Raw genomic sequence first — 25,782 nt, 5'->3', positions numbered from 1 at the left:
CCGAAAACCGCTTGGAGTCGCTCGACTGGCCAGAGTTAGGCTGAAGTGGTCGGAGCGAGTGACGTGAGGTGATGACCGTGGCAGTTCGCAGCGCACCAGATACCGAACCTGTCGAGACGGCCCGCCGCGGCAACGAGATCTACGAGCGTGACGTCAAGCCCACTCTCGGTGAGGATCAGCACGGTCGCTACGTTTCCATCGACGTAGACAGCGGTTGTTGGGTTATCGCCGACACTTTCCTCGGGGCCACCGACGATCTGTACGAGCGGCACCCTGATTCCTGTGATGTCTGGACGCTACGCGTCGGCTATCGAGCCGCGTTCAGCCTCGGAGGCCGCCCGCTGCGGGGTTCTGAGTGATCGAAGGCCGCGTCAACGCCCGCCTCGAAGCCACCGTTGCCTTCGACGTCAAGGGTCCGGGAGGACGGTCTGGCCTCATTGAGGCCGTCATCGACACCGGCTACAGCGAATTTCTGACGCTGCCGCCGGCCCAGGTGAGCGAGTTGGGCCTGCCGCACAAGACTCGCAGCAAAGTCGTCTTGGCGAATGGCACCGAGGAATTCTTCGACTTCTACGATGCCGAGCTGGTCTGGGACGGTCAACTCATCGCTGTTGCGGCAGGCGCCGCTGAGGTCGCGCCGCTTGTGGGCATGTCCTTGCTGGAAGGCCACGAGTTGCGGATCGAAGCACGCAACGGCGGCCGGGTCCTGATCGAGACGCTTCCCGCATGACGCTTCGTCGGCTATCAGCCGATGAGACGGCTCGCCTCGGCGACGAGACCTACGAGCGAGACATCAAGCCGACCCTCGGCAAGGACCAGCATGGCCGTTGCGTGGCAATCGATGTTGACAGCGGGTGTTGGGCGATCGCCGACAAGGTGCTCGAAGCAGCCGACGAGCTGAGGGCGCAGCGACCCGATGCGACGGATGTCTGGCTGCTGCGGGCGGGATACCGCGGGCTGCACAGCTTCGGCGGAGGAGAGCGCTGGCGGCGCTGCTCAGAATGATCGAGAACGCGGTCAATGCCGCATGACAACCGACTTGCCTTCTGGCTGGGAGATGGCAACGATCGGCGATGTCGCCGACGTCCAGCTCGGTCGGCAGCGATCTCCGCAACATCACACCGGTGACCAGATGCGACCGTATCTTCGGGCTGCCAATGTGACGTGGGGAGGCATCAGGCTCGAAGACGTCAAGGAGATGAACTTCGACGACAGTGACTTCGAGACCTACCGATTGGAGCCGGGCGACATCCTGCTGAATGAAGCATCGGGCAGCCCGAACGAGGTCGGCAAACCGGCCATTTGGCGTGGTGAGATCGAAGGCTGCTGCTTCCAGAACACCTTGCTCAAGCTGCAAGCGCGCGTCATAGACGGGACTTACCTGTACTGGTACTGCTTCTTCTCCGCTCTGACCGGACGGTTCGGTGAAGCGGGCCGCGGCGTCAACATTCGCCATCTCGGCAAGCAGGGATTGATGCGCTTCCCAATCGCAGTGGCTCCACGCGGCCAGCAGGAGCGGATCGTCGCTGCGATCGAAGAACATTTTTCCCGCCTCGACGCCGTCGACGCCGGACTGGCATCGGCCGTACTCCGAACAACACGGCTTCTACAACGTGTCGTCGATGATCAGCTCCGACTCGCGGATGCCCGGGGTCGACCGTTGAGTGAATTCTTGACGGAAGGCTTGGCGAACGGTCGCTCCGTGCCGACGGCAGCGAGCCATGGCAATCCGGTGCTGCGGTTGACTGCGATAAAGGATGGGTTCATAGATCCGGCCGAGACAAAGCAAGGCGACTTTGGAGACACGCACCCCAACCGTTTTGCAATCGCCCCAGACGACTTCCTCATCTCGAGAGGTAACGGTTCTCTAAGACTCGTTGGACGCGGAGGCCTTGTGCCTAAGGGTGCGCCTCCCGTGGCGTTTCCTGACACGATGATTCGCGCGCGCGTTGACGCGTCGCGGTTGAGCCCGAGATACCTGAGCTTGGTCTGGCACAGTCGCAAGGTGCGTCGTCAGCTTGAATCGCAGGCTCGCACGACCGCTGGCATCTACAAGGTCAATCAATCGATGATCGGCGCTGTCGAGTTTCCGGTCCCGCCTCTCAACATCCAGCATCGACTCGTGCGAGCAGCAGACGAGGCGCGACAAGCAGTCGCGTCAACTGCTGCTTCTCTGAACCGATGCCAAGCGAGGTCGTCCGCCCTTCGGCGCTCAATCGTGTTGCAGGCCTTCTCAGGTCAGCTCGTTCCGCAGCATCCGGATCGTGAGCCGGCCTCAGAATTGCTCCAGCGCGTGTCGTAGCGTCGTCTGATTCTCGAACAGCGCACCCGCAGCCGTCTTGAACGGAGGGCATCGATGGAAGCGAAGTCGCGAGCGAAACGCATTGTGTGCTGGCTGGTTCTTGCAGTCGGAGCGGCACTCGCGGCCTTGCTCGTGTGGTGGGTCGGACCCGAGTGGAGCGAGGCGACCGTCCAAGGACTAGCTGCGCTGGGGGCGCTGTGGTACTGGGCCTACCGAAGCCGTCCGCGGGTGAGTCTGCGGCTACTGCACAGTGGCGGCCTCTATTTGGAACTGATGAGCAGAGGGAACCGTGTCGCGAAACAGGTATGGATCAAGTGTGACCCGCCGATCCCGCGGAGTGAGATCGGCGTCACGGCCATCAACGGCAACACTCGGCAAGATCTGTTCGGTCCGATTGGGGACTTTGGCGACATGGCCCCAGACCAGCGTTACGTGATCACGTTCGGTAGCACGTCACCACGAACTGTGGAAGTACTGGACAAGACCAGATTTGAAGTCTCCCACGAGAGCACTTGGGGCCTTCGGAGACGAAAGGAACCCATGCAGTTCGGCGGGTCTGGAGCGCAAGTCTCGCTTCAAGACATAACTGCGACGCCCTTCGGCGAGATAGCGAAGACCCTCGAGGCTCAGCAGAAGGAACTCGACAAGATCCGCAGATCGATAGACGCGTTGCCTGGCCGGTTGTCAGCGTCGTCGGACAGCGACGAGTCCTGAACCCGCCGGAGGCACAGGGGGCCGCGGAGAGCGTGCCCAAGTCCCAATGAGGAACGATCCGCCCACGGAAGATGTTGCTGGAGTAGAAGCTATGAGTCGCTGTGATCCACGGCGCGCCGGCTCGTGACGGCGAGCCAGCCCTCGTGTAGCCGCTCGGTCTCCTTGAGGACGCGATTCCACGTGCTAAACACAAGTCGAACGTCGTGCACGGTTTGCAGGCTCTTGCGTCGGAGATCAGCCCTGTCGGTGTATCGCTGAGCGATCATGAGGCCAGTCACACGCAACGGCTCGCTGCTGAGATTCTGGCTCTCGTGCGCCGCAAGCACGTAGTCATGGAATCGAGATACTTCTTCCGGGCTCACCGATCTCGGTCGGCCATCGGGATAGGTGCCGCGCTTGATCTCCACGACCAGCAACTCGTCATGCGTGTAGGGAGCTGAGGGACCGAGCGCGAACAGGTAGTCCATGCGCCCATCACTGTCGCCCTCGTCTGGCGTGATGCCCAAATCGGACAGCCGAACTTCGTCGTCGAGCAGGTACCAACGCGGGTCAAGCAACCACGGATGCCGCTTGATGTGCTCGTGAATGGTCGGTACCTCCAGCGCTCCGCTGTCCACGAACTGCCGGAGTTCGGCGATGGCCTTGAGCCGCGCCTCGATGACCGTTTGGTTCCGGCGCGCGTCGATGAGGCCGAACTGCTGCACTACGTCCCAGATGCGAGTTTGGAAGTCGGGCTCGCTGGCGTCGATGTCCTCAAGCAATCCCCTGACAATCGTGTCCTCATGTGCATCGACGACAGACCTGACGAGCGAGCGGGCCTCGTCGAGATCAATGGCCGGGATACCAGCGACGGCTCGAGCGACCCGCGTCAGCCGATTCCGTTCTTCGGGAGTAAGTCGCTCCAGCAAGTCGTCGAATTCGCAGACGTTGAGGTGATCGCTGACGCGCTGCTGGCGGATGCTGCTCCATGCTCGCAGGGCCTCCCGCAGGAGCTTCTGGCCCCAGGTGACGAAGCTGTTCAGCCGCTCGTCTTCCAACTGCAGTTGATCGCGGTTCGCTTGGATGAGATCCGACTCGATGTCGAGACCTACATCGAGCCAGTCCGCTTGCACTTCACCGACCAAGTACTCCTGTCCCAGTTGGCCCTCGGCACCCGCGGTCCGCTGGAAGAAGAATGGACGTTGCACCAGCTTGCCTCGGGCGAGTACTGAGATGCCTTGGAGTTCCTTCTCCTGAAGCGGCTTCGCCGTGAACCCGATCCACCAGCGCACGGGCTGGCCATCGAGTTCGCATCTCCCCCAACCGTCCGGAAGGACACGCACGCCGTCCAGCAACTGAGCATCGACCGGAAAGCGCACATCCAAGTCGAGATCGAAGCGTCCGATGTCTTCGCCGTTGAGGACGATACGCATCTGGTCCGCGTCGAGCGCGAACCGTCTTGCCAGGGACCGCCGGAATTGGTGCTCGTTGAGTGCTCGACGGGGGCGCAGCGCCGACAACGTGATACGCGTGCCGTGAGCCAGCTCGTTGCCGTCAGGGTCGCGGAGCGTGGTATCGCCCTGTGCTGGTTCCACTCGGTAGTCCGCTGAGGGCTCAAGACTTCGGATTGCGTCGTAGTCGAGGCGGAAGCTCGTGGCCTCACCACTTCGATCGACGGTGAGGCATTCCAGAATCCTCGCCGTGCCGAACGCGGCCAGCTTGCCGATGCCCTTCCGGCCATGCAGCGGTCTGCCGCCGTCGGAGGTGTCCCGGTTCAAGTCGGCCCGCCGTTTGCGGCCAACGAGCAGGTAACGGTTCTCGGCATCCTCGTAGGACATGCCGATGCCGTCGTCGGTGACGGTGATCAGATCGCTCTCGGTCCATGCCGTGCCGAGTGGCAGATCGATCCACACTGTGCGGGCGTCAGCGTCCCAAGCATTCGAGATCAGTTCGGCGATGGTCGCCGTTGCACCCGGATACAGCTGTGCGCCGAGTTGCTCAACCAGCGATCCCAAGAATCGAAGACGGAGAGGCTTCCGTTCAGCGTCGTTCACGGTTCTCGGCCTCCTGTGCCGTTGCCAGCAATTGATGGACCGCGAGGCCGAGGGCGTGGGCGAGGCGGACGGGGACGGCGTTGCCAATCTGGCGTTCCATGGACTCGTGGGTGCCGCAGAACTGATAGCTGGCGGGGAAGGTCTGGAGCAGGGCGGCTTCGCGGAGGCTGATCGCACGGTGCTCGGTCGGGTGCAGGAAGCGGCCGCATGACGGTGTCGTGCAGCGCGTCGTCATGGTGGGAGCGGGGCCGGTCATCGGGATGCGGCTGTAGGGGCCGGTGGCCGCTGACCTGCCGGAGTCGCGCAGCCGCTTGTGGCAGTCGAGTTGCAGATCGTCGGGCAGGTCGAAGTGGTCGCCGCCAGCGGGGATCTGGCGGATGCGTTCGAGGACCTGGGGCGTCGGCGTGCGTGCTCGATGCAACGGGTCTGTGGTAGTCGCGATGTCGCCGGCTTGCGCGATCACGTCGCTCGCGTGCGGCGGTGCGAGCGCGAACGACATCGGCAGCAGGTCCTGCAAGGCAACAGGGAAATCGAGGCTGGGACGCCGCACCGCGATGCCGATGAGCCGCCGACGTCGCTGCGGAACCCCGAAGTCTGTGGCATTGACGGTCCATGAGCCGAAGCTGTAGCCGTGCCCAGTGGCGATGTCGCGCAGTTCGTTCCAGCGAGGGTCGCGGGCCAGGCCGGGCACGTTCTCGATCAAGATGGCTGACGGCAGCATCTCTGCCGCGAAGCGCCACACCTCGCGAATCAACCCGTTTCGCTCGTCATCGCTGTCTCGCGAACCCAGCGATGAGAAGCCTTGACAAGGCGGGCAGGCCGTGAGCAGCGTCAGCTCGGAACGGTCGAGTCCGAGCCGTTCCCGAAACTCCTTGGGACACACTTCGGCAATGTCGTCGGTCGTGACCAACACGTTCGGATGGTTGTCCGACAGCGTGCTTGCCGCGATCTCGTCGTTCTCGATCGCGCCCACGACGCGGAACCTGGCGTCGGTCAATCCCTGTGTCGAGCCGCCCGCCCCGGCGAAGAGGTCGACTGCCGTGAGTTCAGCGGCCTTGACCACAGGTTCCCTCGCCTCGCCACGCACATCGTCAAGCTAGCGCTAGCGCACTTCGGAGCTGATTCGATTGTCGAGTCTCTGGGACCGAGTCGTGGAGCATCACACATCGCACATGTCGAACAGTGTGATGTGTGCGACATGTCACCACAATCGCTCAGCCGGCGGCCCCTGACGGCATCGGCGCGTGATCAAGAGCTCTTCGTCCCAGGCCCGGGACTGGGCCAACTATCGGGTCCCCGTCACCAGGGGCGAATGTCGACGAGCCTCGTTCGGGACTACTGCAAGGCCATGACGAGGCGCTTGCGTTGCTCGTGGCGGACGTAGGCGAGGCTTTGGGGGGGCCGGAAGTTGTCGGCTCGACGAAGCGCTTGCAACGGGATGGGCGCGGGCAGTCTGTCGGGCTGCTCAAGGAACAGCGCCACGCCTTCGTCCCGGCCAGAGAGATAGGCATCGAACTCGGGTCTGGAGAGCGCGGTCTTGGCGCCGTGTCGTCGCCAGAGTTCGTCGGCAGGGAGCCGGGCGACGCTATGCACGATGCAGGTGCCGACCAGCGAGCGTTCTGGGCCTGATGCGTACAGCAGGGCGAGTGTCGGGATCGTGATGCGTGGCATGATTCTGCGCAACTCGACCGTCTTATTCCCGGCGAGGATGGCTTCGGCAAATCTTGGCTTCAGCGAGAGCACCAGCGCACGCGTTGGGTCGAGGCGGGGTTCAGCCATCGTGCGTCTGACGGTGCAGGCCCATGCCCTCGCGGTACAGCGCCTCGGCAGTGCGCTCGCTCACTGCTCTCGCCGTCACGCCGAATCCCTGTTCCCAGATGTCGTCAGGGCACAGCTCGCGAGCACGCTCGGCGCTGACGGCTTCGCTGAAGACGTCTGTCCGGCTGAACAGCAGCACGGTGGCAGCACGTGATCCGTCAGGGCCGCGCGTCGCACGCTCGAGCACCTGCCCGCGGTCGAACACGCCGCGGCGGGCGTGCCTGCTGTGCAGGCGCTCAGGAGTTCCCGTGTCCACCTCGTCGAGCCACGACATCGCCCGCACACCGGCGCTCGGTCCGTCTCCGGTCACCAACCACAGGATGCGCGCCGGTGCCTGAAGCCCCGGTCGCCGCGCCATGTAGTAGGCGTTCTCTCTCGCTGTGGCGGCCTCCGGCGCCGTCTCGATGAGCTTCATCTGGGCGTCCTGATACCCGAGCAAGGTTTCGCCGTAACTGGGCTGAATGGGCACGATGTGGCACGGTACCGTGCCGGTGAACAGCTTGAATGGCCAGCGCTCCAGCTCGATACGACTGATCAGCGGTGCCGGCAACGAGACCCTCGATACGTCGGCTGAGCCGAATTCGGCTGGAAGCGGGTCATCGCATCCGATCACCTGCAGCGATACGTCGGCCCTCCAAATGCCTTCGCTGATGGCGAATCCTTCGTCGAGCAGCGCACGGCCGACCCCTTGGGTGACATCGTCGGTGATCTCGATGTGTGCCACGCCAGCCGCTATGGCGCGTTGCCGCAGCGTATGGATGAGCTGACGCAGCAAGCTGTAGGCCCTGCGCTCCCCGAGCGAGCGCAGGGAGCTGACGTGCAGCGAGTCCTCGGCGGGAAGGTAGGCAGCCAGCACCCAAGGGATGCCGGAGGCCGTGACTTCTTCGATGCGGCCCTCCGGATGGCCGATGGTGCGAGCGAGCTGCTCACGCAGGCCCCAGGCGCGTTCGCTCTGTGTCTGGTTGGTGAAGCGAGCGAGCACGTCAACGGTCGGCAAGCTGGCGGACCGCCGCATGGCGAACTCTGAAGTCTTGATGAACTCCGGTTCGAACGCGGTTGAGGAGTCGGCTTGGAGCGCCAGCAAGAAATCCGCTGGTCGCAGCACCACTATCCCCGTGAGGCGCTGGATGGTCTCTGCCGACCTCAGCAGGGCCTCGTCTCGGCTGATGAGATGCGTCGCCCCGCCGGCTGCGGTCTCAGCGACGATTCGCAGATCGTCGTCTTGGTTAGTCGACAACTCGTCAGCGGTTCGCAGGCTCGCATACGACTCGTTGACTGCATCGTCGTTTGCCCGAAGTTCGCTGAACTCGGGGCGTCCCGTGCTTGGCCGTGCTGTCGCGGCGTTGCCCTTGCCAGAACGAAGCTCACTGCTCACTTGCGCTGTGACGACGAGCTGGGCGTGGTCGTGCATCCAATCCGCAGCCAGTCCGAGCGAGGCGTCCCGATTTCGTCCCTCCAGCAAGTCGAGAATGATGTTGGTGTCGAGTGCCGCCACCAAGCGATCGTCAACAGTCTCCGCTTCGGGGAGTTGCACGACTGAGTCGAAGAGCGACAAGTCGGCGAGAGGTCGCCACCAGGTGGCGAGTTCGTGTCCGGCGTGGCTGCGTCCCGGTCGTCGACTCCAATGTTCGAAACCGAGCCGGGGCCACATGTGATGCGCGGGATAGTCCACCCTGCAGCGAAGCCGAATCCCTCGGCGATCTGCGTGTCTTCGGGCGATGTCGTCAACCAAGCGGCGCGACGTGCCTTGGCCCCTCTCGCTGTTGCGGACGCAGAGGTGCGTGAGCGACACTTCGAAGCGGCGGGACCGCAGCGCGAACAACGCGTAGCCGACGACCTCGCCGTTTCTCGTTGCGGCCAGAAGGCAGCCTGACGTAGCCGCTTCCTCGAACACCGCGTACGGCAGGTGTCCGAGCGTCGCACTGTTGGCGTCGCCAAGCGCAACGACTTGGTCATAAAGCGGGCCGTTCGCCTGCACCGGCTCGATCCGCGATGCCTGGGTCACGCCACTCCTAAAGTGCGCTACTCACGTCGAATGCGCCACGGGGCATTGTTGCATGCATGATCGTGAGCGCTGCGGGGATTGTCTGGCTCGCTTCCGATTCCCGACTTGAGGCCGCACCGGGGAGGCTCGGAAGTGTCGCTCGTTGCCCGCCTCTCGGTCGCCTTGCCTGTGAGTTGGACGCTCACGCTGTTGACGCAGACATCGTCCGGCGAGCAACCTCCCGACGCTATTTCGAGGACCATCCACGCCTTGCATGCGCTCGCGCGCGACCATCGCGCAGCTGCATCTCGTACCGCCACGTCAAATCGAGTCGCAGCCGCTGGCGCCCCGGGCTTCCCCCCAAATTGTGGAAGGTCGGTTAGCTGGTGTCGGCTAGTTCGTAGTCGGTCGGGCTGATCATTTGCGCCCTTACGTGGCCACGCTGGGCCGTTCAGGACAGTGCCAAGTAGTCGGTGTCGTCGCGTAGGTGGGCGAACCGGCGCTCGTCAAGCTTGTGGTTCCACACGTTGTGGCCAGGCACTCGCAGCCGCCGTCGCGGCTCAGCGGGACTCCACCACATCGCTGTCTCAACTCGCTTACCGGCATCCAGCGCTGCCTCGACTGCGGGCACGAGGTCGCTGTCCTCGGACGCCACCACCGCCACGTCGTACAGGTCGTCGCGTGCGCCTATAGCGATGTCGAGTGCCATGAGAACATCGATGCCCTTCTCCTGGGGCCGCCATGCCACTGCCCGTCCGGCGTCGTCGCGCCCTGCGACGTGGTACCGCAGCGGGCGGGTCTTGACGCTCACCAACGGCTGAGCCTCCCAGGCCGCGACCCGCCGTGCGAACTCCGACTGTCGCTTGGGGCCGCTCTTGGGCCCAGGCCGGCCTCGGTACACCGTCACGCCCGTGAGTTCCCGGTCGGGATCCACTGCCTCTCCGAGCTGTGTGACCAACACCCCCAAGCGTTGCGGCAACACATGCCCAAACAACGATGGAGCCCTGCGGGGATCACCGAACACTTCCCGAGCGCCGTGACGAACGTTCTCGTAGTCCACGAACAGCTCCACCCGCGTCGCCATCATCCACCCCGAAACGAATATGCCCCGCCATTCCCGGAGAACCGGGAAGGCGGGGAGCAGTGACCAGACTGTAGCGCAGACCGCCGCAGAGTTGTCCTCGACCTGCTCAATCCGACTCTCGGGATGTGTTCGCTCCAGTCGGTGCCGTCGATGGACACCGCAGCGTAGACCTGTGCGCTCCGCGTACCGAAGCCGATTTCGCCGACCGTTGCGCATTGGTGTCGCGTGACCTGAGCTTGCTGGCTCCTGGGGGCACAAGGCGCTTCGCCGGTGAATGCTTCGCTGACTGGCCTCGCGGCATAGCGTGAGCTAATGCCCGCACACGACCCGAAGGCGTTGGTGCAGAAGCTGTGGGACTTCTGCGATGTGCTGCGTGACGACGGCCTGTCCTACGGCGACTACCTGGAGCAGCTCACGTACCTGCTGTTCCTCAAGATGGCCGATGAGCAGTACGTGATGCTCGGAGGCGACCGCATCGTTCCCGTCGAGTACGACTGGCAGTCGTTGCTGAACCGGTCGGGAGCGGAGCTCGAAGCCCACTACAGCGAGTGCTTGGCGGAGCTGGGCACCAGCGAGGACATGCTGGGCGTGGTGTTCCACAAGGCCCGCAACCGCATCCAGACGCCGGCCAAGCTGGAACAGCTCATCAAGGAGTTCATCGACCGGCACGAGTGGATGAGCTACGACGCTGATCTCAAGGGCGACGCGTACGAGGGTCTGATCGAGAAGACCGCGCAGGAGGGCGCCAGGGGAGCGGGTCAGTACTTCACGCCGCGGGCGCTCATCAACGCCATCGTCGATGTGATGGCGCCCGAGCCCGACCACCGCATCTGCGACCCTGCATGTGGCACCGGCGGGTTCTTCCTGGGCGCGTATCGGTCGATTGTCGAGCGGTTCCCGCATCTGGAACCCGACCAGGTCGCTCACCTGCGCTCGGGTGCGTTCACGGGTTGGGAGATCGCCGATCTGCCTGCGCGTCTGTGCGCTATGAACATGTTGCTGCACGGCATCGAGAGCCCCGAGTCGGACTCGCCGATCGTTGTGGACGACGCCCTGCGGGACCCGCCCGGCAAGCCCTTCGACATGGTGCTGACCAACCCGCCGTTCGGCCGGTCGTCGTCGGACAGCTATGAGCGGGAGGACTTCTGGGCGACGACCCGCAACAAGCAGCTCAACTTCGTCCAGCATGTCGTGAGCCTGCTCAAGATCGGCGGGGATGCGGCAGTGGTGGTGCCCGACAACGTGCTGTTCGAGGCGGGCGCTGGCGAAACGATTCGCCGGCGGCTGCTGCACGACTGCGAGGTCCACACCTTGCTGCGGCTGCCGACCGGGATCTTCTATGCCCAGGGTGTGAAGGCCAACGTGCTGTTCTTCCGCCGCCGCGAGGGCGCCGAGGACCCGTGGACCCGCGAGCTATGGGTGTACGACTTGCGCACCAATAGGCACTTCACCCTCAAGCAGAACCCGCTCACCAGGGTCGACCTGGACGACTTCGTTGCCTGCTACCGGGCCGACGCTCGCCACAAGCGCAAGGAGTCCGAGCGGTTCAAGCGCTACACCTACGACGAGCTAATGGCTCGCGATAAGGTCAGCCTGGATCTGTTTTGGCTCCGAGACGAGAGTCTCGAGGACGCAGACGACCTGCCACCCCCGGACGTCCTCGCCGCCGAGATCGCCGAAGACCTCGAAGCCGCCCTCGCCGAGATCCAAGCGCTTGCCGACAGCCTCGCCACGACGGCCGAAGCGAAGTGATCATGAGCGAGCGCACGAACATCGAGTGGACCGAGGCGACGTGGAATCCCACCACCAGGTCCTCGTCGGCTCCACCGAGTCCCGGGTGCCCGCCGCGCTAGCGACTTCGGCAAGAGCGACGAGTTCTATATCGATGCCGGTCTCGCACCGTCGAAGAGCGTTCCCTGCTCTGGACAGGCGACGGGTGGGGGCGCGTCGATGTTGGAGTCAACGTCACCACCGTTGAGCAAGGTGTCGAGCTGTTCGATTTCGGAGATAGGCACGGCACCGCGTCGTTCGAGGCCCTCGTTGCCCGGGCCTTCGCCGGGTCCTCGCCAGACCGCGACCCGGCCGAATCGGCGGTCGAGTGCCTCGGTTGCGCCCGTCCAGGTGCCGCCTGAGCCCTGGTCGCTCGCGACCACAAGCGTGACGTCGGCCTGGGCATAGATGAGCTTGTTGCGTCCCATTGCGTTGCCGGCGCTGAAGCCGGCGTCGGGGCTGTACGGCGCACACATGACGGCTCGTCCATCATGAATCGCTGCGCGGATGTCGGCGTCGCGGAGCCTGCGTGACAGCGAGTCCGCCAGCACACCCACAACTGCGCCTCCCGAATCCAGTGCCGCATTCATTGCGAGCTGATCGACGCCTCGAGCCCCGCCCGAAACGAGCGGAATGTTGCGGACGACTGCGCACTTCGCAGCCTCGATGGCGACCTCGGCGCCGGTGGGACTTACGTCGCGGCTGCCCACGACTCCGAGACCGGCGGTGTCGAGCAGTTCGGTCGCTCCCGCCGCATAGAGCAAGGGCGGCGCCTTGGGCCCGAGGCGCTCGGGCCAGCGTGTCGGGTAGTGCTGGTCGAACGGGGTGAGCGTTCGGATACCCGACTGCTCGAGTCGCTCCAACTCGAACGCGAGTGCCGTGGCTCGGCCCATCAGAGCACCGATGCGCTGCGCGAAGTCGCCGATGAAGTCGTGCGCCGCTGCGAGGTCGTCGACATTCATTCCCCGCAGGCAACTCGGTCCGCTGCCCAAGCGAGCTGACAGCTTCCAGAACTCCGATGCCTTCAGCGGCTGCACTCCGTCGGCACACAGGCGGCTGACGAGAGAGATCGTCGCCAGAGCATCGTCTCCTCGCCTCACCCGCCCGCCCTCTCGGACGTCTCGGACAAAGCCAAGGGGAACACGGGTCCCGCTCCGGCGGTACGTAGCTGCGCTCCCACGACCGTCAGCGTCCAACGGGAATCGACGGCATCGTCGACTAGGAGCACCGCGCCTTCGGGCACCGGGCCGCTGATACTGAACGCCCCGTCAACGTTGCGGAACTGCTGATGGCTGTTCCGCATCGACTTCTGTGGCTGCGTGTCGCGAACCTGCACGACCGCATCGTGACACGGCAGCCCAAGCGCGTCCGCGAGCCGGATGGCGAAGTCGGAAACGAGTGTGGGGTAACGGCGCGATGGCACGAACGTGACCCAGGTCGGTGCAGGTTCGGGCCGCCACCTGTCGCTGATGAGTTCCGCGACAGCGTCCACCAAGCGTTCGTCGAATCGGCCATCCGACTGCTTGCCCTTGCGTACCAGGTTGCCCCAGCCGCCGTCACCCCATCGCGAAAGCGCTCGACCCTCTGCAAGTCGAAGCTCTGCCGGGATCGACTTACCGCCCGCCCACTGCTTGCGGGGCTGGATCACCATGGCCTCGCTGCGCAAGAACTCCACTGCCCGTTGCACCTCGGACGGATCGAACGTCAGCGCCATGGTGTCGCCGGTGCAGTTGTCGCACGAGCCGCACGGCTCGCTGACCGGATCGTCGAGATGCTGCCTCAGGAGCTGCATTCGGCACTGGTCGGTGTCGATGTACTGGCGCACCTGTTCGAGTTCGGCGCGGCGCAACGCAGTGACCGCTTCGACTTTGTCGTGCTCGAAGCTCCAAGGTCGCAGCGACCGTTGCCACCGGCTGCCGACGCGTTCGATTGCGCCATCCACTTCCAGATTCTTCAGGAGATTCTCGAGACGCTTGTTGCCGACGTTCACCTCCGGAAGCAACTCGTTGAGCCGCATCGGCTCGTGGCGCTCTTCCAGCAGTCCGACGACGTGCTCAGCGAGCCGGGGGTTGGGAAACGACGTCTCGATGAAATAGTTCTGAATGTCGGCGTCTTCGGTGCCCCGCAACACGATGCCCCACGACTCCGGCACTCCCCGGCCCGCCCTTCCGACCTGCTGGTAGTAAGCGACTGGCGATCCCGGCGACTGGTAGTGGATCACGAACGACAGGTCTGGCTTGTCGAAGCCCATGCCCAACGCGGAGGTCGCGACGACCGCCTTGACCGAATTGCCAAGCAGTGCCTGTTCGATCTCGGGTCGCCGGGACGATTCGGTCCCACCGCTGTAGGCCACAGCATCGATGCCCTCGCAGACCAGCCAGCCCGCGACGCGTTCGGTGTCTCGAATGGTGGAGCAGTACACGATGCCGGTGCCCGGCAGCTTCGCCAGCGTCGCCGCCAGCCATGTCAGACGCTCCGGTGGCGACAGGATCGTCAGGGCGTGCAATCGCAGACTGTCCCTGCCGAGTGGCCCGCGCACTGTCTCGAACTCGGACCCGAGTTGCGTGATGACATCGGTAACGACCCGGTCGTTGGCCGTTGCGGTGCAGCACAGCACCGGTATCTGTGGCGGTAGCAGATCGAGCACGCGAACGAGCCGTCGGTAGTCCGGCCGGAAGTCGTGACCCCAGTCGGAGATGCAATGGGCCTCGTCGACGACGAGCAGACCGCATCGCGCAGCTATGACCGGAAGCACCTCGCTGCGAAATTCGTGGTTCGCCAGCCGTTCGGGTGAGATCAGCACGACATCCGCTTCGTCGGCTTCGATCTGTGCGATGACCATTTCCCATTCGTCGCGGTTGGAGCTGTTGATGGTGACGGCGCGTACGCCGAGGCGTTCTGCCGCCTCGATCTGATTGCGCATCAATGCGAGCAGCGGTGAAACGAGCAGAGTCGGACCTAGGCCCCCATCACGCAACATCTTGGTAGCGATGAAGTAGACGGCGCTCTTGCCCCAGCCAGTTCGTTGCACCAACAGGACTCGGCCCCTGTCGTCGACCAATCGGCGGATCACGTCAAGCTGGTCATCTCGAAAGTCGGCAGCCGGATCGCCCGTCAGCTTGCGCAGCAAGCCGAGCGCATCTATGGCAAGGGAGGAATCACTCATCTTTCCCGGTCCAATGTCGTCAGTGCATCTGGAGCTTCGGGAATCGGCACAACGCGGCTCACACGGTTCTCAGTTGTTCGCCGGCCGTTGCAAGGTGGCAGGGACGACGGCTAGATGTTCGGCTACTGCGCCGTCGTGGAGGCGGCGATCCCACACCGCGACTACTAGGTCGGCGGTATCGAGCACCAGCGCACTCGCCAGGTGGACAGCGTCGGCTCCGCGCAGCCTGTGGCGTCGCGCAAGCTGGCCAGCGGACTGTTCGACGCGCTCGCTGAGCTCGACTGGCTGGACGCTGGCCCATATCTGTTGCCAGCGCTGCTCGCAGTCCACGACTTCTGTCTCGTCGAGGTCGCCTCGCCGGCCAGCGGCGGCGAGCGCAGCGCAGACTTCGGCGAAGGCCAGCCTGCTGGACACGGCTGCGTCGCATCCGTCCCAGATCGCCTCTGCAATCTCGCTGCCCGGTTCGTCGACGATCAGCTTCACCAACGCGCTGGCGTCGAAGTAGGCGATGGCCATTGCTCAGCGGCGCTGATCGCTCACCAGATCCGACAAGGGCGAGCGAGGGCGAGGACGCCGTTGTCCAGTCGCCTTAGGTCGGTCACCTCGCACGGGTCGCGAGATCACGCCGTGCGCAGTCAGTCGCTCGATGGTCGGAGCCGAGTCGATACCCGAGAGCCTTGCGACAGGAACGCCACGTTCGGTGATGACCACCTCTTCGCCAGAGCGGGCGCAGTCCAGCCAGTGACGCAACCTGGCTCGGAATTCCGTGGCTGCAACGTTCATATTCAGACCGTACCAGTGGAACCGAAATGTACAAATAAGATTTTCGAAATTGTACATAAGAGGCCGCGCGGATGGACGACCAGGTGGACGGCGAGGTGTCCGACACGACGCTGCGCAGCCGCCGCGACGAGTGGATCGCCGCCTACCTGCGGCGGTACGCCTCTCGTCGGTGGGCGACACGCACGGCGAGCACAACGAGTTCTGTGTCGAGCAACTCATACACCACCCGGTGATCGCCGATTCGGATCCGGCGCAGACCCCGCAGACCACCCTTGAGAAGGCTGCCAGCAAGCGGCTGCGTGGCGAGCTGGTCGATTGCAGCGACGATGCGCTGGCGTTGCGGGCGAGGAATGCGGGCGAGTTCTCGCTCGGCGCTGCGCTTAATCCGAATCGAGTAGTGCACGCTTGGCTTGGTCCCAATCGATCACCGGATCGGACGGGTCGCGCAGGCGCTGCAGTGCGATGTCGAGGTCGTCGAAGTCCTCCAGGTAGCGCTCCAGCGCGTGTCGAACGACTTCGGCACGGCTGCGCTTGAGCTGGGCCGCGGCGGAATCCAACGCTGCTACCAGTTCGTCAGGTACTCGGGCGGTGATCTGGCTCATGTCCTTCTCCCACGCAGTAAGGCTGCTTCACAGACTATACAGTCATCGACTTCATCTGACATTCAACCAATGTCGAGGGCGTAGCGGAGTGCTTGATCGAGTTGTGCCCGTTTGAGGGCACCGAGTCGGCCGACTGGTTCGGGGTCAAGGCGGGCAATCGGCACGGCCACGACGTCACGGCGTGCTGGTACGTTGCCGCCCGTATGACTCATGACGCTGTGGCGCTCGCCCCTATGGCCGAACGGTTCACCCGACCTGACTGGGTGCGGCGCATCAACCTTATGGCTGACTCGGTCGGCGGCCGGCCCGGGGACCTCGTGCCCATCGACGCCGGCGAGCTGCTGAAACAGGCCACTGCTTCGGTCGGCGGCATGCCGGCGGGCGATCTCGGCGATCCCGGCTGGCAGGAACGCTTCGAATCTCTGGTCGCCGACCTGGACGCCTCGCCCATGCACCTGGTCGGCCGGCTGATGACCAAGCAGGAGCTGCTGCGCTCGCTGCGCACCCGCATGCTGCTCACCGCTGCCATCGATGCCAAGCCTGAGATCACCGCCGAGCCCGTGGCCGCGCCGGTGATCATCGCCGGTCCCGCCCGATCAGGCACATCGATCCTGTTCGAGTTGCTCGACCTGCACCCGGACCTGCGCGCCCCGATCGGTGCCGAGGCGCTTCATCCGGTGCCACTGCCAGAATCAGGCCTCGCGGACCCCACCGAACTGGGGGAGTGTGAGCAGGAGTTCTGGGCTGACATCCAGCCCGAGTTCATAGCCATGCACGAATTCCGGGCTGACCTGCCCGTCGAGTGCATCACGCTCACCCAAGGCAGCTTCGCCGGTTTCCACTGGAGCATGATCGCCCCGCTGCAAGGTTGGTTTCCCGACCTGGCGGTGAACTACAGCTACGAGCGCCAGATCCTCCAAGTGCTCCAGCACGGCACCGTCGGCACGCAATGGGTGCTCAAGACGCCCGGACACCTCTTCGTGCTGCCGCAGCTGTTCGAGGCCTTCGGCGACGCGTGGGTGGTGCAGACCCATCGCGACCCGGCTCGCACCATGGCCTCCACAGCCAGCATCACCGCGATGGTCCACTGGATGCGCTTCTCCGAGGTGGACGTCGGCGGGAACGCCCAATTCGTGCACGATGCCTTCGCCTTCGCCCTCAACGACTCGGTGAATCTGCGAACAACCGGCGCCGTGCCCGACGAGCGCTTCGTCGACATCAACTACACACAGCTCGTGAGCGACCCGGTGGCCGCGCTGGGTCCGGCGTTCGAACAAATGGGCGTGCCGTTGACCGACGCTTACGCTGCCGCCGTGCGGGACTACCTGGCCCACAAGCCCAAGGGCAAGTACGGCGCGCATCGCTACCAACCCGAGGACTGGGGCTTGACCACTGACGGCATACGTGCCGCCACCGCTCAATACATCGAGCACTTCGGCCTGGATCCAGAAGGCTGAGCCGGCCCCGATCATGGACACTGATTCCCGCCGGGCCCTGAGTGAGCTCATCGACATGCTGCGCGAAGCCGACGAGCGCTGGATCTCGCCCGAGTGGAACCTGCACACCGACGACGACGCGGTCGACGCCCACCGGGCACTGATGCACTACCTGCAGTGGGGGCTGGTCGGGCTGTTCGAGCGCGACCCCTCCGCCCCTCGCTTCCAGCGCTTCGTAACGCCGAGTCAAAAACTGCTGGGCGACAACCCCGACACCGTCTACTTCGAGGCCCCGGTGTCGGCCGGCCATGCGTACCGCGTGCGGGGCGAGACCAAGGGCGCCACTTACGTGTCGATCACCGTCGAGTCGAGTGCTGGGTGGGGGTCCATGGACAACCAGGTGCTGTGCGTGATCAATGACACGACCCTCGACGTCGACGCCGACGGCCGTTTCGAGCTCCTCCTCGGCGGCGAGCCCCGGCAGCGCAACTGGCTGGCGCTGCCTCCGCAAGAAGGGGCGATCATCTGCCGCCACTACTTCGAGGACGTCACGCACGCGGCCACAGATCCAAACCGCGTGCCTGCAATGCATATCGAGGTCATCGACGGCACGCCCCCGCCCCGATCGTCCGATGCCTCGGTCAGCGCCGGCATCCGTCGGGTCGCCGCGCTGGTGCGCGAGCTCACCGTGGACCGCCCGCCGATGATCGACGGCGAACCCCGCTCGTGGGTCTCCCTGGTGCCGAACGAGTTCCCGCCACCCGGCATGCCCGGCGACCTCGGCCTCGCCGCCACCGACGCCGCATACGCCCTGGCGCCGTTCGTGGTCGGTCCCGACGAGGCGCTGGTGATCAGGGGCCGCTGGCCCCGCTGCCGCTACGCCAACGTGAGCCTGTGGAACCGCCACCTGCAGTCGCTCGACTACGCGAACCGTTCGATCTCGCTCAACCGGGCCCAGATGGTTGCCGACGCCGACGGCGGCTTCACGGCCGTCATCTCCCACACCGACCCCGGCACCCCCAACTGGCTCGACACCGAAGGCCGCCCGTTCGGCATCGCCTTCTGGCGCTTCATGTTGCCCGAAGGCGACATCGACACCCCCCAAGCCGAGCTGGTACCGCTAGCCGATCTCCCCACCCGCCTCTGACCCTGCACCGGCGGCTGAAGCAGTACATCGAGATCGGGACGGCGTCCGGATCTCGCCCGTAGGACTCCACGGCAGCCCGGAAGCGATCGACCGACTTGCGGGCATCACCCAGGAAGTCATCGAGCGGGCACCAACCGTCGGCGTACTGCGCAGCGCTGGCCACAGCGAATCTCTCCGACTTTCCCATGCCCGAGCTCGACGTTCAGCACGGGCCAACAGCCGACTGACTTCACTGCGTCCCACGGCAATGCAGTGACACCGCCTTGCCCTCGCGTGTCCACACGGTGGCATCGCCGGTCAGCGGTCCGGCCATGGCCGCTTCGAAATCGGTCGCGAGCAAGGGCAGGCCGAAGATCGTGTTCTCGAAATTGTGCACCGCTCGCTGAGTGTCGCAGATCACCAGCACCGGCAGCGAGTGTCCATGCCAAGCGCTTCTGCGGTACGGACCCAGCTTGCGGTGCACTTCGGCCGGTGTCGTAGCGGTGCGTTCGTACTCGATGCTGTAGGGACCTGCCCCGAACGGGCCGTCGGCAACGAGGGCGACGAGATCCGGTTTGACCTGGGTGATGCCCGGCAGGTTGATCTCGCCTCTCCAGCCGGCGAACACCCCCACGCCTTCGCGGGCGAACTGCAGGACAATCTGGTTGACGCCGTCGTTGTGGCGCAGCTCTTGGCGCCGGTAGCCGGATTCGAGATAGGCGGCATGCCGGCTGCGAATCCTGCCAGGCAGCACTCGGCTCAGGCTGGCGGCGCGTCGCATTCCGCGTTCAGCCAGGTAGAAGCGCTCGTCGAAGACGACCACGAGTCCAACATCGACCAGGCGAGTGAACGTCTCGTCGGACGCTTGCGACGAACCGCCCACGAGTTCGTGCAGCCACGAGGCGTGCATCGCTGGGAATTGAGCAATCGTGGTGAAGGCCCGGTATCCGGCCGGGCCATTGATCGCAATCAGATCACGGTTGCGCACCCGCCAGCGTCGCATGATTTCCGGGTGTCCGAGCTGGGGATGCTCAGGTGGATCTGAGATGCTGTCACGGGACGGACAGAGCTCGGTGGCATCGCCCCAGTGGCCGTCGGCAGTACAGATGAGTGTGGGCGCCGTCTCGTCGAGCGTTCGGCGGGCGAGATCCGCGGCCCACGCGTCGGCGGCGATGATGACCTGTGCCGACGGTTCGACCGTCTGCTCCGGATCTTCGTAGAAGACCCGGTTCGCTATCCGGAAGTAGTGATCCTGTTCGTGGGTGTAGCTGTCGAGGCCCCAGAACCGATGTTCCTGCTTGCGCCGGAGCACCCGCTCGGTCGCATGCAGCCCCACGTAGGTGAAGGTGACCCAGATCGGCGAGCCGTAACGGGCTACCGCGTGGTAGAAACCGCCGCGCCGCAGCATGCGGAAGTCCGTCATGTGCCAGCTGGCATCGACTGGGACGCCGTCGGCCGGCCAGATCACCTGGTCGTTGCGCATGAGATCCGGCGCAATCCGGTACAGCGCCTCCATCATGGCGAGGCGCCGCACGCATAACCGGATACCCCGTGCAGTGGCCGTCCACGGCGGGTGCTCGTGGAACTCTGGCGGGACACTGCTGGAGGGAGCCGGTTGGGCGAAGGGTGAGAAGTGCACATCCTCGATGTGCGGCAGGTGATCGTGGTCCGTCGCAAATCCCGCATCAAGCCCGCTCAGGTCCTCGGCCGCCGGGCGGAGACGCTTGAGGCTGGCGGCGCGGGCCACCTCGCGCGGGCTGTGATGCATGTGGTCGGTCGTATACAACGAATCCACTGACCGGCGCGTGAGGAACCAACGATCCTGCGCCTGCTCGGACATTCCCCTGCGGATCGATGCCAGCCAGCCCGCATCCTGCAGCACGGTCAGCTGCCGGTGGAGCTGCTGCGCTCCGATGGTCAGGATCGGTGCGAGGTTTGCGGCGCTCGCAAGCGGCATTCGCCCGATGATTCTCAGCAGGCGCTGTTCGTCGTCCGTGCCGGTCACTTCTCGCCGGAACGTCCGTTGGTCTCGACAGCGCCCAATAGCGCAGGGCGTCGTCGCGATCAGCACATGGCCGCTTGCGTCCGACGGCGCGGGATTGTCTGGATCGCCGCTGTAGGACGCTATGTGTCAGTTGGAATTAAGGACCCTGCTGTTGCAGTCCAGTATTTGACGATATTTCACGAACAACGAAGATAATTCTCAGTACGCTTCATGTGAGCCCAGCTGAGATGTTCAGAGGTACTAGCTCACTCAGAGCGCTGGGTCCCCACCCTCAGATCGCGGAACGGGCTGGTGGTGTCGATACCCGGCTCCTTGGGCAGCCCCAGCACGCGCTCGCCGACGATGTTGCGCATCACTTCGTCTGAGCCGCCGGCGATGCGCATGGCCGGGAAGCCCAGCACGTAGCCGGCCCACGAGAAAGTGCCCCATTCGCCGGTGTCGACCGCCAGCTTTTCCCCCAGCGTGTTGCTCACGAAGTTGCTGGTGGCGTCCATCTGGCGCACCAGTCCCATCTTTGACAGCGACATCTCCGGCCCGGGTGTGCGACCAGCCCGCAGCCCATCCATCGTGCGCTGGTTCGACCAGCCCAGCACCTTGCCTTGGGTGTAGATCTCGGCGAGCCTTTGGCGGGTCAAGGCGTCGCCGTTCACGCCGTAGTGGGTGGCCATGGCTGCCAGCTTGGTGAAGCTGCCGCCGCCGCCGGACCCTCCGCCGATCGCTGCGCGCTCATTCATGAGCGTCGTGAGCGCCACGCCCCAGCCCTGGTTCACGTCGCCGAGACGGTGGCTGTCGGGCACCCGAACGTCGGTGAAATAGACCTCGTTGAAGTTCTCCCCGCCGGTCATCTGCCGCAGCGGCCGCACGTCGACCCCGGGCGCGTTCATGTCCACGATGAACCCGGTCAGGCCCTGGTGCTTGGGCAGATCGAAGTCGGAACGGGCGATCACCTCGCCGATCTCGGAATAGTGCGCGCCCGAGGTCCAGACCTTCTGGCCGTTGAGGATCCATTCCTCGCCGTCGCGGTCGGCCCGCATCTGCAAGCTGGCCAGGTCGGATCCCGCACCCGGCTCGGAGAACAGCTGGCAGCCCACGATGTCGGCTCGGAACATCTTGGGCAGCACGTCAGCAGACACCTCAGGATTGGCGTGCGTCAGGATCGTGGGGGCCACCATGCCCAGGCCGATGCCGAAGAATCCGCCGTCGGGCGTATCGAACTGGCCCTCGAGCTGGTTCCAGATCCGCTCGTACTTGCGGGGCAGGCCGCTGCCGCCCAGCTCGACCGGCCCGCCGATCCAGCCGTAGCCGGCGTCGTATTTGGTGGCTCGCCACGCCTTCGCCTCGTCAAGTTCCTGCCGCTCGCGCTCGCGGTCGATCTCTTCGAAGAGTGCTGCATTGTCGGGTCCCTCGCCCCAGACGAACTCGCGCCGTTCGGCCTTGCGCTTGGCATTGGCCTCGAGGAACGCCGTTGCCTCGGCCGTGAACTGTTCCTCGGTGATCTCGACGGTGTCGGCAGCGGCCATTTCAGGCTCCTGTTTCATAGGAAGGATTGTGGGGGAAGTCCGGCTTGCGAGCAGCCCCAAGCTACTGGCTTACCTCGCTACGCTCATCGGCCATGGGCCAGCCCGTTCGAGTAGCAGAGCGACCGTCCGCCGCACGTCCGGGCACGGTGCGCTTCGAGACCAACCGTCCGCTGACGGGGGCAGGCCACCGCTACTACAACAGTGCTGACGATGCGGCCAGTGCCGAGGACCCGGCCGACCTGCTGGCATGGCGCCTCTTCCAACGCGGTGGCGTCGACCACGTACACGTCTACGGCAACGTGGCCACGATCGACATCTCACGGGGCCACACCTCCGAGGGCATCACCGAACTCATCGAAGAGCTGTTTGCCCACTACCGCTAGCGGCATCGACAGGCTCGGCCGCTAGCGACGCCCGAGGGCTACCGTTGCGCCTATGACTGAAGATGAGTTTCGTGCCGAGCTCGCGGCGCGTGGCTACGGCGAGCCGCGCAGTTTTGTGTTCCCGCCTGACGCCGACGGCGAGTTTCACAGCCACGAGTTCTCGGCGATGGTGATGGTTACCGAGGGCGAGTTTCGTCTTGGGCTCGATGACGAGACCCGAGTCTTCGAACCAGGGGAGTGGTGCGAGCTCGCGGCCGGCACGGTGCACCTCGAGCAGGCTGGCCCGAGCGGCGCCACGATCTTGGCCGGCACGAAGTAGTCCGGCCGGACCGTACGGCAGGCAGCGAGCGGGCCTTCGAAGAGGCTCGCAGATAAAGCAGTCTCGGAAACGGTTGTTCGTCTAGTCTGTCGCGATGGCAGTGCAGCTGCATGACACAGCCGGCCCTCGTGGGGTCGGCGCGTTGGACATAGCGCGTGTTGCGGACATCGGGCATGACGAGCGGCTGCTGCCCGTCGCCGACGAGCTGGCACCGTTGCTGACACAGCCGGGGCTCGTTCCCGGATCGGTGCTGGCCACTCAGGGGCCGGGGGCACTGACCCTGGCGACGGCCTTCGCAGCAGAGGTCTCACGCACAGGAGGATGGGTGGCTGCTGTCGGGCTGGGACGCATGGGCGTCTCCGCAGTGGCCGAGCGAGGGGCGTCGCTGGATCGGTGGGCATTCGTGGACGAACCCGGTGACGCCGCAGCCGAGGTGCTGAACGCCCTGATCGGCAATGTCGACGTGGTCCTGCTGGCCGCCGGCGTGCGGCTGGCGGCTGCTCATAGCCGGCGCCTGCGCGCCCGCTTGCGGGAGCGGGGGACCGTGGTAATCGAGGTGGCCGAGGCAAAGACAGCCGGCTCTCGTGGGGCCGGCGCATTCAGCCCAGCCGGCTCTCGTGGGGCCGGCGCATTCAGCTCAGCCGGCTCTCGTGGGGCCGGCGCATCTGGCGCATTCAGCCCAGACGTGACCCTGACGGTGGAACGTGCCGCGTGGACAGGTCTTGGGCAAGGTCATGGACGGCTGCGGGAGCGCCGGGCCGAGGTGGTCGCGACGGGCCGCGGCGCGGCGTCGCTGCCGCGGCGAGCCGTCCTGTGGCTGCCCGATACCGACGGCCGCATCAGCGGGGTCCGCGGTGCCATTGACACTGTTTCTTGGCCTGCCTCGGCCGATTCCTCCCAGGCCGGCATCTCGGCGGCCGGCATCTCGGGAATCGACACCGATGTGGTCGTCCCCCCACAACGCCATGCGGGATAACCCCGATAGCCCTGCCGACATCCCGCCGCGGATGCTGGTGGTGGAGGTCGAGCACTGGTCGGCGATCGCCGCGGGACTCGACCCCGCCACGCCTGCAGCGGTGGTGTTCGTCGGACGGATCACCGCGCTCACGCCCGCGGCCGCCGCGGCCGGGGTGCGCACGGGAATGCGCCGCCGTCAGGCCCAGTCCGAATGCCCCGCCTTAGAGCTGATCGAACGCGATCCTGATCTCGACGCCCGACGCTTCGCCCCTGTGGTCGCGGCGCTGGAAGACCTGACGCCAAGGGTCGAGGTGCTGACACCTGGATGTTGCGTCGTCGCCACCCGAGGCCCGTCGCGCTACTACGGCGGCGACGAGGCGCTGGCCGAGCTGGTGCGCCAGACCGCCGCCGGGGTGCTGGCCGATGCACAGACTGGTGCAACCATCAGCGTCGGCATCGCCGACGGCTTGTTCGTTGCCGGTCTTGCCGCCCGGTTGGCATCGACCCGAGCCCCATCGACGCAGGTGCTGGTGGTGCCTGCGGGCGCCAGTGCAGCCTTCCTCAGCCGGCTGTCGCAGCGAACACTGGCCGGAGCGTTCTCGCCGCTGGGAGACGACCCTGACGCAGCCAGCGACTTCACCGATGTGCTCGGGCGGCTGGGCTTGCGCACCTTGGGCGACGTGGCGGCCCTGCCTGTCACCGACCTGATCGGCAGGTTCGGCACACAGGGCGAATGGGCGCACCGCCTGGCCAGCGGGCGTGATTTCCGGCTGAGCCAACCTGCCGCTGCGGGACCCGAGCTCAGCGTCGAAACCGAGATCGATCCGCCAGCGGACCGGCTCGACACGGTGGCGTTCGCAGCGAAATCCCTGGCAGATCAGCTCGACGCCCAGCTGACCCGGCTCGGTCAGGCGCTGGTGTGCGTGGAGATCAGCGCCGAGACCGAGCACGGCGAGACTGCCAGCAGGCGGTGGCGTCACGGGTTCCGTTTCAGCCCGCCCGATGTGGTCGACCGTGTGCGCTGGCAGCTCGATGGCTGGCGCAGCGACAATCGCAGCCGACCCAGCGGCCGTATCTCGCTCATCGGGCTGGCAGTGGCCGAAACAGCTCCCGATGAAGGGCGCCAGCTCGGCTTCTGGGGCGGTCAGTCAGAGGCTGACGAGCGGGCCGAGCGAGCCATGGGCCGGGTACAGGCGCTGGTGGGCTTCGACGGGGTCACCGTGGGCCGCCTGGGTTCTGGCCGCCGCTTTGCCGATCTCGAACAGCGCCTCCCGTTCGGCACCACTGGCCAAGCCGACTCAAGCACAGCCGGCGCATCGAACACAGCCGGCCCTCGTGGGACCGGCGCATCAAACACAGCGCCCCCGTGGCCGGGACGGCTGGGTGCGCCGGCCCCTGCTGAGGTGCTGGCTGAGCCCGAGCCGCTCGTGGTGCTCGATGCGAACGGCGAGCCTGTGGGCGTGAGCGGCAGGGCACAGGTCAGCGCACCTCCCGCCGTGCTGCGCCGGGCAGATGGGCGCGCCAGCGCCATCACGGCATGGGCAGGACCCTGGCCGCTGGACGAACGCTGGTGGAGTTCCCGATCACGGCGCCAGGCGCGGTTCCAACTCGTGCTCGACGACGGCACCGCCCATCTCTGCGCTGTCGAGGGCGGCCGCTGGCAGCGCGAAGCCACCTACGACTGAGCGGGCTGGGCGACCTGCGGTTTGCGTGCTGTACGCGCGTAAATGCGTCCACCATTACAAACAGAATCGAGCGGCAATGATAACTTGGGGTGGAA

The 25,782-nt window shown here is 65.4% G+C and carries 25 protein-coding genes; 12 read left to right on the top strand and 13 right to left on the bottom strand.

Annotated elements, in window-relative coordinates:
• Positions 1 to 71 precede the first annotated feature (71 nt).
• Genes ACOQPH_RS10870 through ACOQPH_RS10850 form a run of 5 tightly spaced genes read left to right on the top strand, consistent with a single transcriptional unit; the run spans position 72 to position 3,016 of the window.
• On the top strand, positions 72 to 359 hold the full coding sequence (locus ACOQPH_RS10870) for a hypothetical protein (RefSeq protein WP_420621413.1): 288 nt from the start codon (positions 72 to 74) through the stop codon (positions 357 to 359).
• Positions 356 to 730, top strand: coding sequence for a clan AA aspartic protease (locus ACOQPH_RS10865; RefSeq protein ID WP_420621412.1), 375 nt, complete (start codon positions 356 to 358; stop codon positions 728 to 730). Before ACOQPH_RS10870 ends, ACOQPH_RS10865 begins: the two co-directional genes overlap by 4 nt.
• Positions 727 to 1,005, top strand: coding sequence for a hypothetical protein (locus ACOQPH_RS10860; RefSeq protein WP_420621411.1), 279 nt, complete (start codon positions 727 to 729; stop codon positions 1,003 to 1,005). The genes ACOQPH_RS10865 and ACOQPH_RS10860 overlap by 4 nt, the downstream gene beginning before the upstream one ends.
• Before the next feature lie 22 nt (positions 1,006 to 1,027).
• The gene (locus tag ACOQPH_RS10855; protein ID WP_420621410.1) at positions 1,028 to 2,302 is read left to right on the top strand and encodes a hypothetical protein; all 1,275 of its coding nucleotides are present in this window, start codon (positions 1,028 to 1,030) and stop codon (positions 2,300 to 2,302) included.
• A 54-nt stretch (positions 2,303 to 2,356) separates the two neighbouring features.
• The gene (locus ACOQPH_RS10850; RefSeq protein ID WP_420621409.1) at positions 2,357 to 3,016 is read left to right on the top strand and encodes a hypothetical protein; all 660 of its coding nucleotides are present in this window, start codon (positions 2,357 to 2,359) and stop codon (positions 3,014 to 3,016) included.
• 89 nt (positions 3,017 to 3,105) lie between these two features.
• Here the strand turns inward: ACOQPH_RS10850 and ACOQPH_RS10845 are convergent, their stop codons facing one another.
• From ACOQPH_RS10845 to ACOQPH_RS10825, 5 genes are all read right to left on the bottom strand, one after another.
• Positions 3,106 to 5,049 carry an ATP-binding protein gene (locus tag ACOQPH_RS10845; protein ID WP_420621408.1) on the bottom strand — a complete coding sequence of 648 codons (1,944 nt, stop codon included), beginning with the start codon at positions 5,047 to 5,049 and terminating at the stop codon, positions 3,106 to 3,108.
• Positions 5,036 to 6,136, bottom strand: a complete 1,101-nt coding sequence (locus tag ACOQPH_RS10840) for a DNA cytosine methyltransferase (RefSeq protein WP_420621407.1) — start codon at positions 6,134 to 6,136, stop codon at positions 5,036 to 5,038. The genes ACOQPH_RS10845 and ACOQPH_RS10840 overlap by 14 nt, the downstream gene beginning before the upstream one ends.
• A gap of 248 nt (positions 6,137 to 6,384) precedes the next feature.
• On the bottom strand, positions 6,385 to 6,828 hold the full coding sequence (locus tag ACOQPH_RS10835) for a hypothetical protein (protein ID WP_420621406.1): 444 nt from the start codon (positions 6,826 to 6,828) through the stop codon (positions 6,385 to 6,387).
• Positions 6,821 to 8,872 carry a GNAT family N-acetyltransferase gene (locus ACOQPH_RS10830; RefSeq protein ID WP_420621405.1) on the bottom strand — a complete coding sequence of 684 codons (2,052 nt, stop codon included), beginning with the start codon at positions 8,870 to 8,872 and terminating at the stop codon, positions 6,821 to 6,823. Before ACOQPH_RS10830 ends, ACOQPH_RS10835 begins: the two co-directional genes overlap by 8 nt.
• A gap of 430 nt (positions 8,873 to 9,302) precedes the next feature.
• A complete protein-coding gene (locus tag ACOQPH_RS10825; protein WP_420621404.1) occupies positions 9,303 to 9,938 on the bottom strand; it encodes an NYN domain-containing protein in 636 nt (211 codons plus the stop codon).
• A gap of 309 nt (positions 9,939 to 10,247) precedes the next feature.
• Between ACOQPH_RS10825 and ACOQPH_RS10820 the strand changes: the two genes are divergently transcribed.
• A complete protein-coding gene (locus ACOQPH_RS10820; protein WP_420621403.1) occupies positions 10,248 to 11,687 on the top strand; it encodes a type I restriction-modification system subunit M in 1,440 nt (479 codons plus the stop codon).
• Between the two features lie 125 nt (positions 11,688 to 11,812).
• On the opposite strand, the gene ACOQPH_RS10815 is transcribed toward ACOQPH_RS10820, so the two are convergent.
• The 6 genes from ACOQPH_RS10815 to ACOQPH_RS10790 form a co-directional block, all read right to left on the bottom strand.
• On the bottom strand, positions 11,813 to 12,805 hold the full coding sequence (locus ACOQPH_RS10815; protein ID WP_420621402.1) for a DNA-processing protein DprA: 993 nt from the start codon (positions 12,803 to 12,805) through the stop codon (positions 11,813 to 11,815).
• On the bottom strand, positions 12,802 to 14,871 hold the full coding sequence (locus ACOQPH_RS10810; protein ID WP_420621401.1) for a RecQ family ATP-dependent DNA helicase: 2,070 nt from the start codon (positions 14,869 to 14,871) through the stop codon (positions 12,802 to 12,804). The genes ACOQPH_RS10815 and ACOQPH_RS10810 overlap by 4 nt, the downstream gene beginning before the upstream one ends.
• A 69-nt stretch (positions 14,872 to 14,940) precedes the next feature.
• On the bottom strand, positions 14,941 to 15,387 hold the full coding sequence (locus ACOQPH_RS10805; RefSeq protein ID WP_420621400.1) for a type II toxin-antitoxin system VapC family toxin: 447 nt from the start codon (positions 15,385 to 15,387) through the stop codon (positions 14,941 to 14,943).
• A 3-nt stretch (positions 15,388 to 15,390) separates the two neighbouring features.
• Positions 15,391 to 15,654, bottom strand: coding sequence for a type II toxin-antitoxin system Phd/YefM family antitoxin (locus ACOQPH_RS10800; protein WP_420444583.1), 264 nt, complete (start codon positions 15,652 to 15,654; stop codon positions 15,391 to 15,393).
• 142 nt (positions 15,655 to 15,796) lie between these two features.
• Entirely contained in the window at positions 15,797 to 16,057 is a 261-nt protein-coding gene (locus ACOQPH_RS10795; protein ID WP_420621399.1) for a type II toxin-antitoxin system RelE family toxin, read from the bottom strand.
• A complete protein-coding gene (locus tag ACOQPH_RS10790; RefSeq protein ID WP_420444581.1) occupies positions 16,035 to 16,256 on the bottom strand; it encodes a YlcI/YnfO family protein in 222 nt (73 codons plus the stop codon). Before ACOQPH_RS10790 ends, ACOQPH_RS10795 begins: the two co-directional genes overlap by 23 nt.
• Positions 16,257 to 16,348: 92 nt before the next feature.
• Here ACOQPH_RS10790 and ACOQPH_RS10785 point away from each other — a divergent pair, with 92 nt between their 5' ends.
• Together ACOQPH_RS10785 and ACOQPH_RS10780 are read left to right on the top strand one after the other, a co-directional pair.
• Positions 16,349 to 17,713 (top strand): sulfotransferase family protein, encoded by a 1,365-nt coding sequence (locus ACOQPH_RS10785; RefSeq protein ID WP_420621398.1) that lies wholly within the window; start codon positions 16,349 to 16,351, stop codon positions 17,711 to 17,713.
• A gap of 13 nt (positions 17,714 to 17,726) precedes the next feature.
• Complete coding sequence (locus ACOQPH_RS10780; protein ID WP_420621397.1) at positions 17,727 to 18,839, top strand: DUF1214 domain-containing protein; 1,113 nt, start codon at positions 17,727 to 17,729, stop codon at positions 18,837 to 18,839.
• Between the two features lie 229 nt (positions 18,840 to 19,068).
• Here the strand turns inward: ACOQPH_RS10780 and ACOQPH_RS10775 are convergent, their stop codons facing one another.
• Positions 19,069 to 20,823: a hypothetical protein gene (locus ACOQPH_RS10775; protein ID WP_420621396.1), complete on the bottom strand. Its 1,755-nt coding sequence runs from the start codon at positions 20,821 to 20,823 to the stop codon at positions 19,069 to 19,071.
• Positions 20,824 to 21,068: 245 nt separating this feature from the next.
• Positions 21,069 to 22,361: an acyl-CoA dehydrogenase family protein gene (locus ACOQPH_RS10770; RefSeq protein WP_420621395.1), complete on the bottom strand. Its 1,293-nt coding sequence runs from the start codon at positions 22,359 to 22,361 to the stop codon at positions 21,069 to 21,071.
• Between the two features lie 74 nt (positions 22,362 to 22,435).
• Between ACOQPH_RS10770 and ACOQPH_RS10765 the strand changes: the two genes are divergently transcribed.
• The 4 genes from ACOQPH_RS10765 to ACOQPH_RS10750 all read left to right on the top strand — a co-directional run bounded on the left by ACOQPH_RS10765 (position 22,436) and on the right by ACOQPH_RS10750 (position 25,687).
• Complete coding sequence (locus tag ACOQPH_RS10765; protein WP_420621394.1) at positions 22,436 to 22,726, top strand: hypothetical protein; 291 nt, start codon at positions 22,436 to 22,438, stop codon at positions 22,724 to 22,726.
• A gap of 52 nt (positions 22,727 to 22,778) precedes the next feature.
• Positions 22,779 to 23,045 carry a cupin domain-containing protein gene (locus tag ACOQPH_RS10760; protein WP_420621393.1) on the top strand — a complete coding sequence of 89 codons (267 nt, stop codon included), beginning with the start codon at positions 22,779 to 22,781 and terminating at the stop codon, positions 23,043 to 23,045.
• A gap of 94 nt (positions 23,046 to 23,139) precedes the next feature.
• Entirely contained in the window at positions 23,140 to 24,021 is an 882-nt protein-coding gene (locus ACOQPH_RS10755) for a hypothetical protein (protein WP_420621392.1), read from the top strand.
• A complete protein-coding gene (locus tag ACOQPH_RS10750; protein ID WP_420621391.1) occupies positions 23,987 to 25,687 on the top strand; it encodes a DNA polymerase Y family protein in 1,701 nt (566 codons plus the stop codon). Before ACOQPH_RS10755 ends, ACOQPH_RS10750 begins: the two co-directional genes overlap by 35 nt.
• Positions 25,688 to 25,782: the final 95 nt, after the last annotated feature.

The sequence above is a fragment of the Candidatus Poriferisodalis sp. genome (genome assembly GCF_965221945.1).
GTDB lineage: Bacteria > Actinomycetota > Acidimicrobiia > Acidimicrobiales > Poriferisodalaceae > Poriferisodalis.
This window is presented reverse-complemented; position numbering and strand designations above follow the sequence as displayed.

Bases quoted from the DNA above. Each gene is read 5' to 3' on its own strand.
- ACOQPH_RS10790 (WP_420444581.1), bottom strand. From the start codon at position 16,256: ATGAGCCAGATCACCGCCCGAGTACCTGACGAACTGGTAGCAGCGTTG.
- ACOQPH_RS10810 (WP_420621401.1), bottom strand. From the start codon at position 14,871: ATGAGTGATTCCTCCCTTGCCATAGATGCGCTCGGCTTGCTGCGCAAG.
- ACOQPH_RS10825 (WP_420621404.1), bottom strand. From the start codon at position 9,938: ATGATGGCGACGCGGGTGGAGCTGTTCGTGGACTACGAGAACGTTCGT.
- ACOQPH_RS10870 (WP_420621413.1), top strand. From the start codon at position 72: ATGACCGTGGCAGTTCGCAGCGCACCAGATACCGAACCTGTCGAGACG.
- ACOQPH_RS10770 (WP_420621395.1), bottom strand. From the start codon at position 22,361: ATGAAACAGGAGCCTGAAATGGCCGCTGCCGACACCGTCGAGATCACC.
- ACOQPH_RS10800 (WP_420444583.1), bottom strand. From the start codon at position 15,654: ATGAACGTTGCAGCCACGGAATTCCGAGCCAGGTTGCGTCACTGGCTG.
- ACOQPH_RS10850 (WP_420621409.1), top strand. From the start codon at position 2,357: ATGGAAGCGAAGTCGCGAGCGAAACGCATTGTGTGCTGGCTGGTTCTT.
- ACOQPH_RS10805 (WP_420621400.1), bottom strand. From the start codon at position 15,387: ATGGCCATCGCCTACTTCGACGCCAGCGCGTTGGTGAAGCTGATCGTC.
- ACOQPH_RS10765 (WP_420621394.1), top strand. From the start codon at position 22,436: ATGGGCCAGCCCGTTCGAGTAGCAGAGCGACCGTCCGCCGCACGTCCG.
- ACOQPH_RS10820 (WP_420621403.1), top strand. From the start codon at position 10,248: ATGCCCGCACACGACCCGAAGGCGTTGGTGCAGAAGCTGTGGGACTTC.
- ACOQPH_RS10780 (WP_420621397.1), top strand. From the start codon at position 17,727: ATGGACACTGATTCCCGCCGGGCCCTGAGTGAGCTCATCGACATGCTG.
- ACOQPH_RS10835 (WP_420621406.1), bottom strand. From the start codon at position 6,828: ATGGCTGAACCCCGCCTCGACCCAACGCGTGCGCTGGTGCTCTCGCTG.
- ACOQPH_RS10760 (WP_420621393.1), top strand. From the start codon at position 22,779: ATGACTGAAGATGAGTTTCGTGCCGAGCTCGCGGCGCGTGGCTACGGC.
- ACOQPH_RS10860 (WP_420621411.1), top strand. From the start codon at position 727: ATGACGCTTCGTCGGCTATCAGCCGATGAGACGGCTCGCCTCGGCGAC.
- ACOQPH_RS10755 (WP_420621392.1), top strand. From the start codon at position 23,140: ATGGCAGTGCAGCTGCATGACACAGCCGGCCCTCGTGGGGTCGGCGCG.
- ACOQPH_RS10750 (WP_420621391.1), top strand. From the start codon at position 23,987: ATGTGGTCGTCCCCCCACAACGCCATGCGGGATAACCCCGATAGCCCT.
- ACOQPH_RS10855 (WP_420621410.1), top strand. From the start codon at position 1,028: ATGACAACCGACTTGCCTTCTGGCTGGGAGATGGCAACGATCGGCGAT.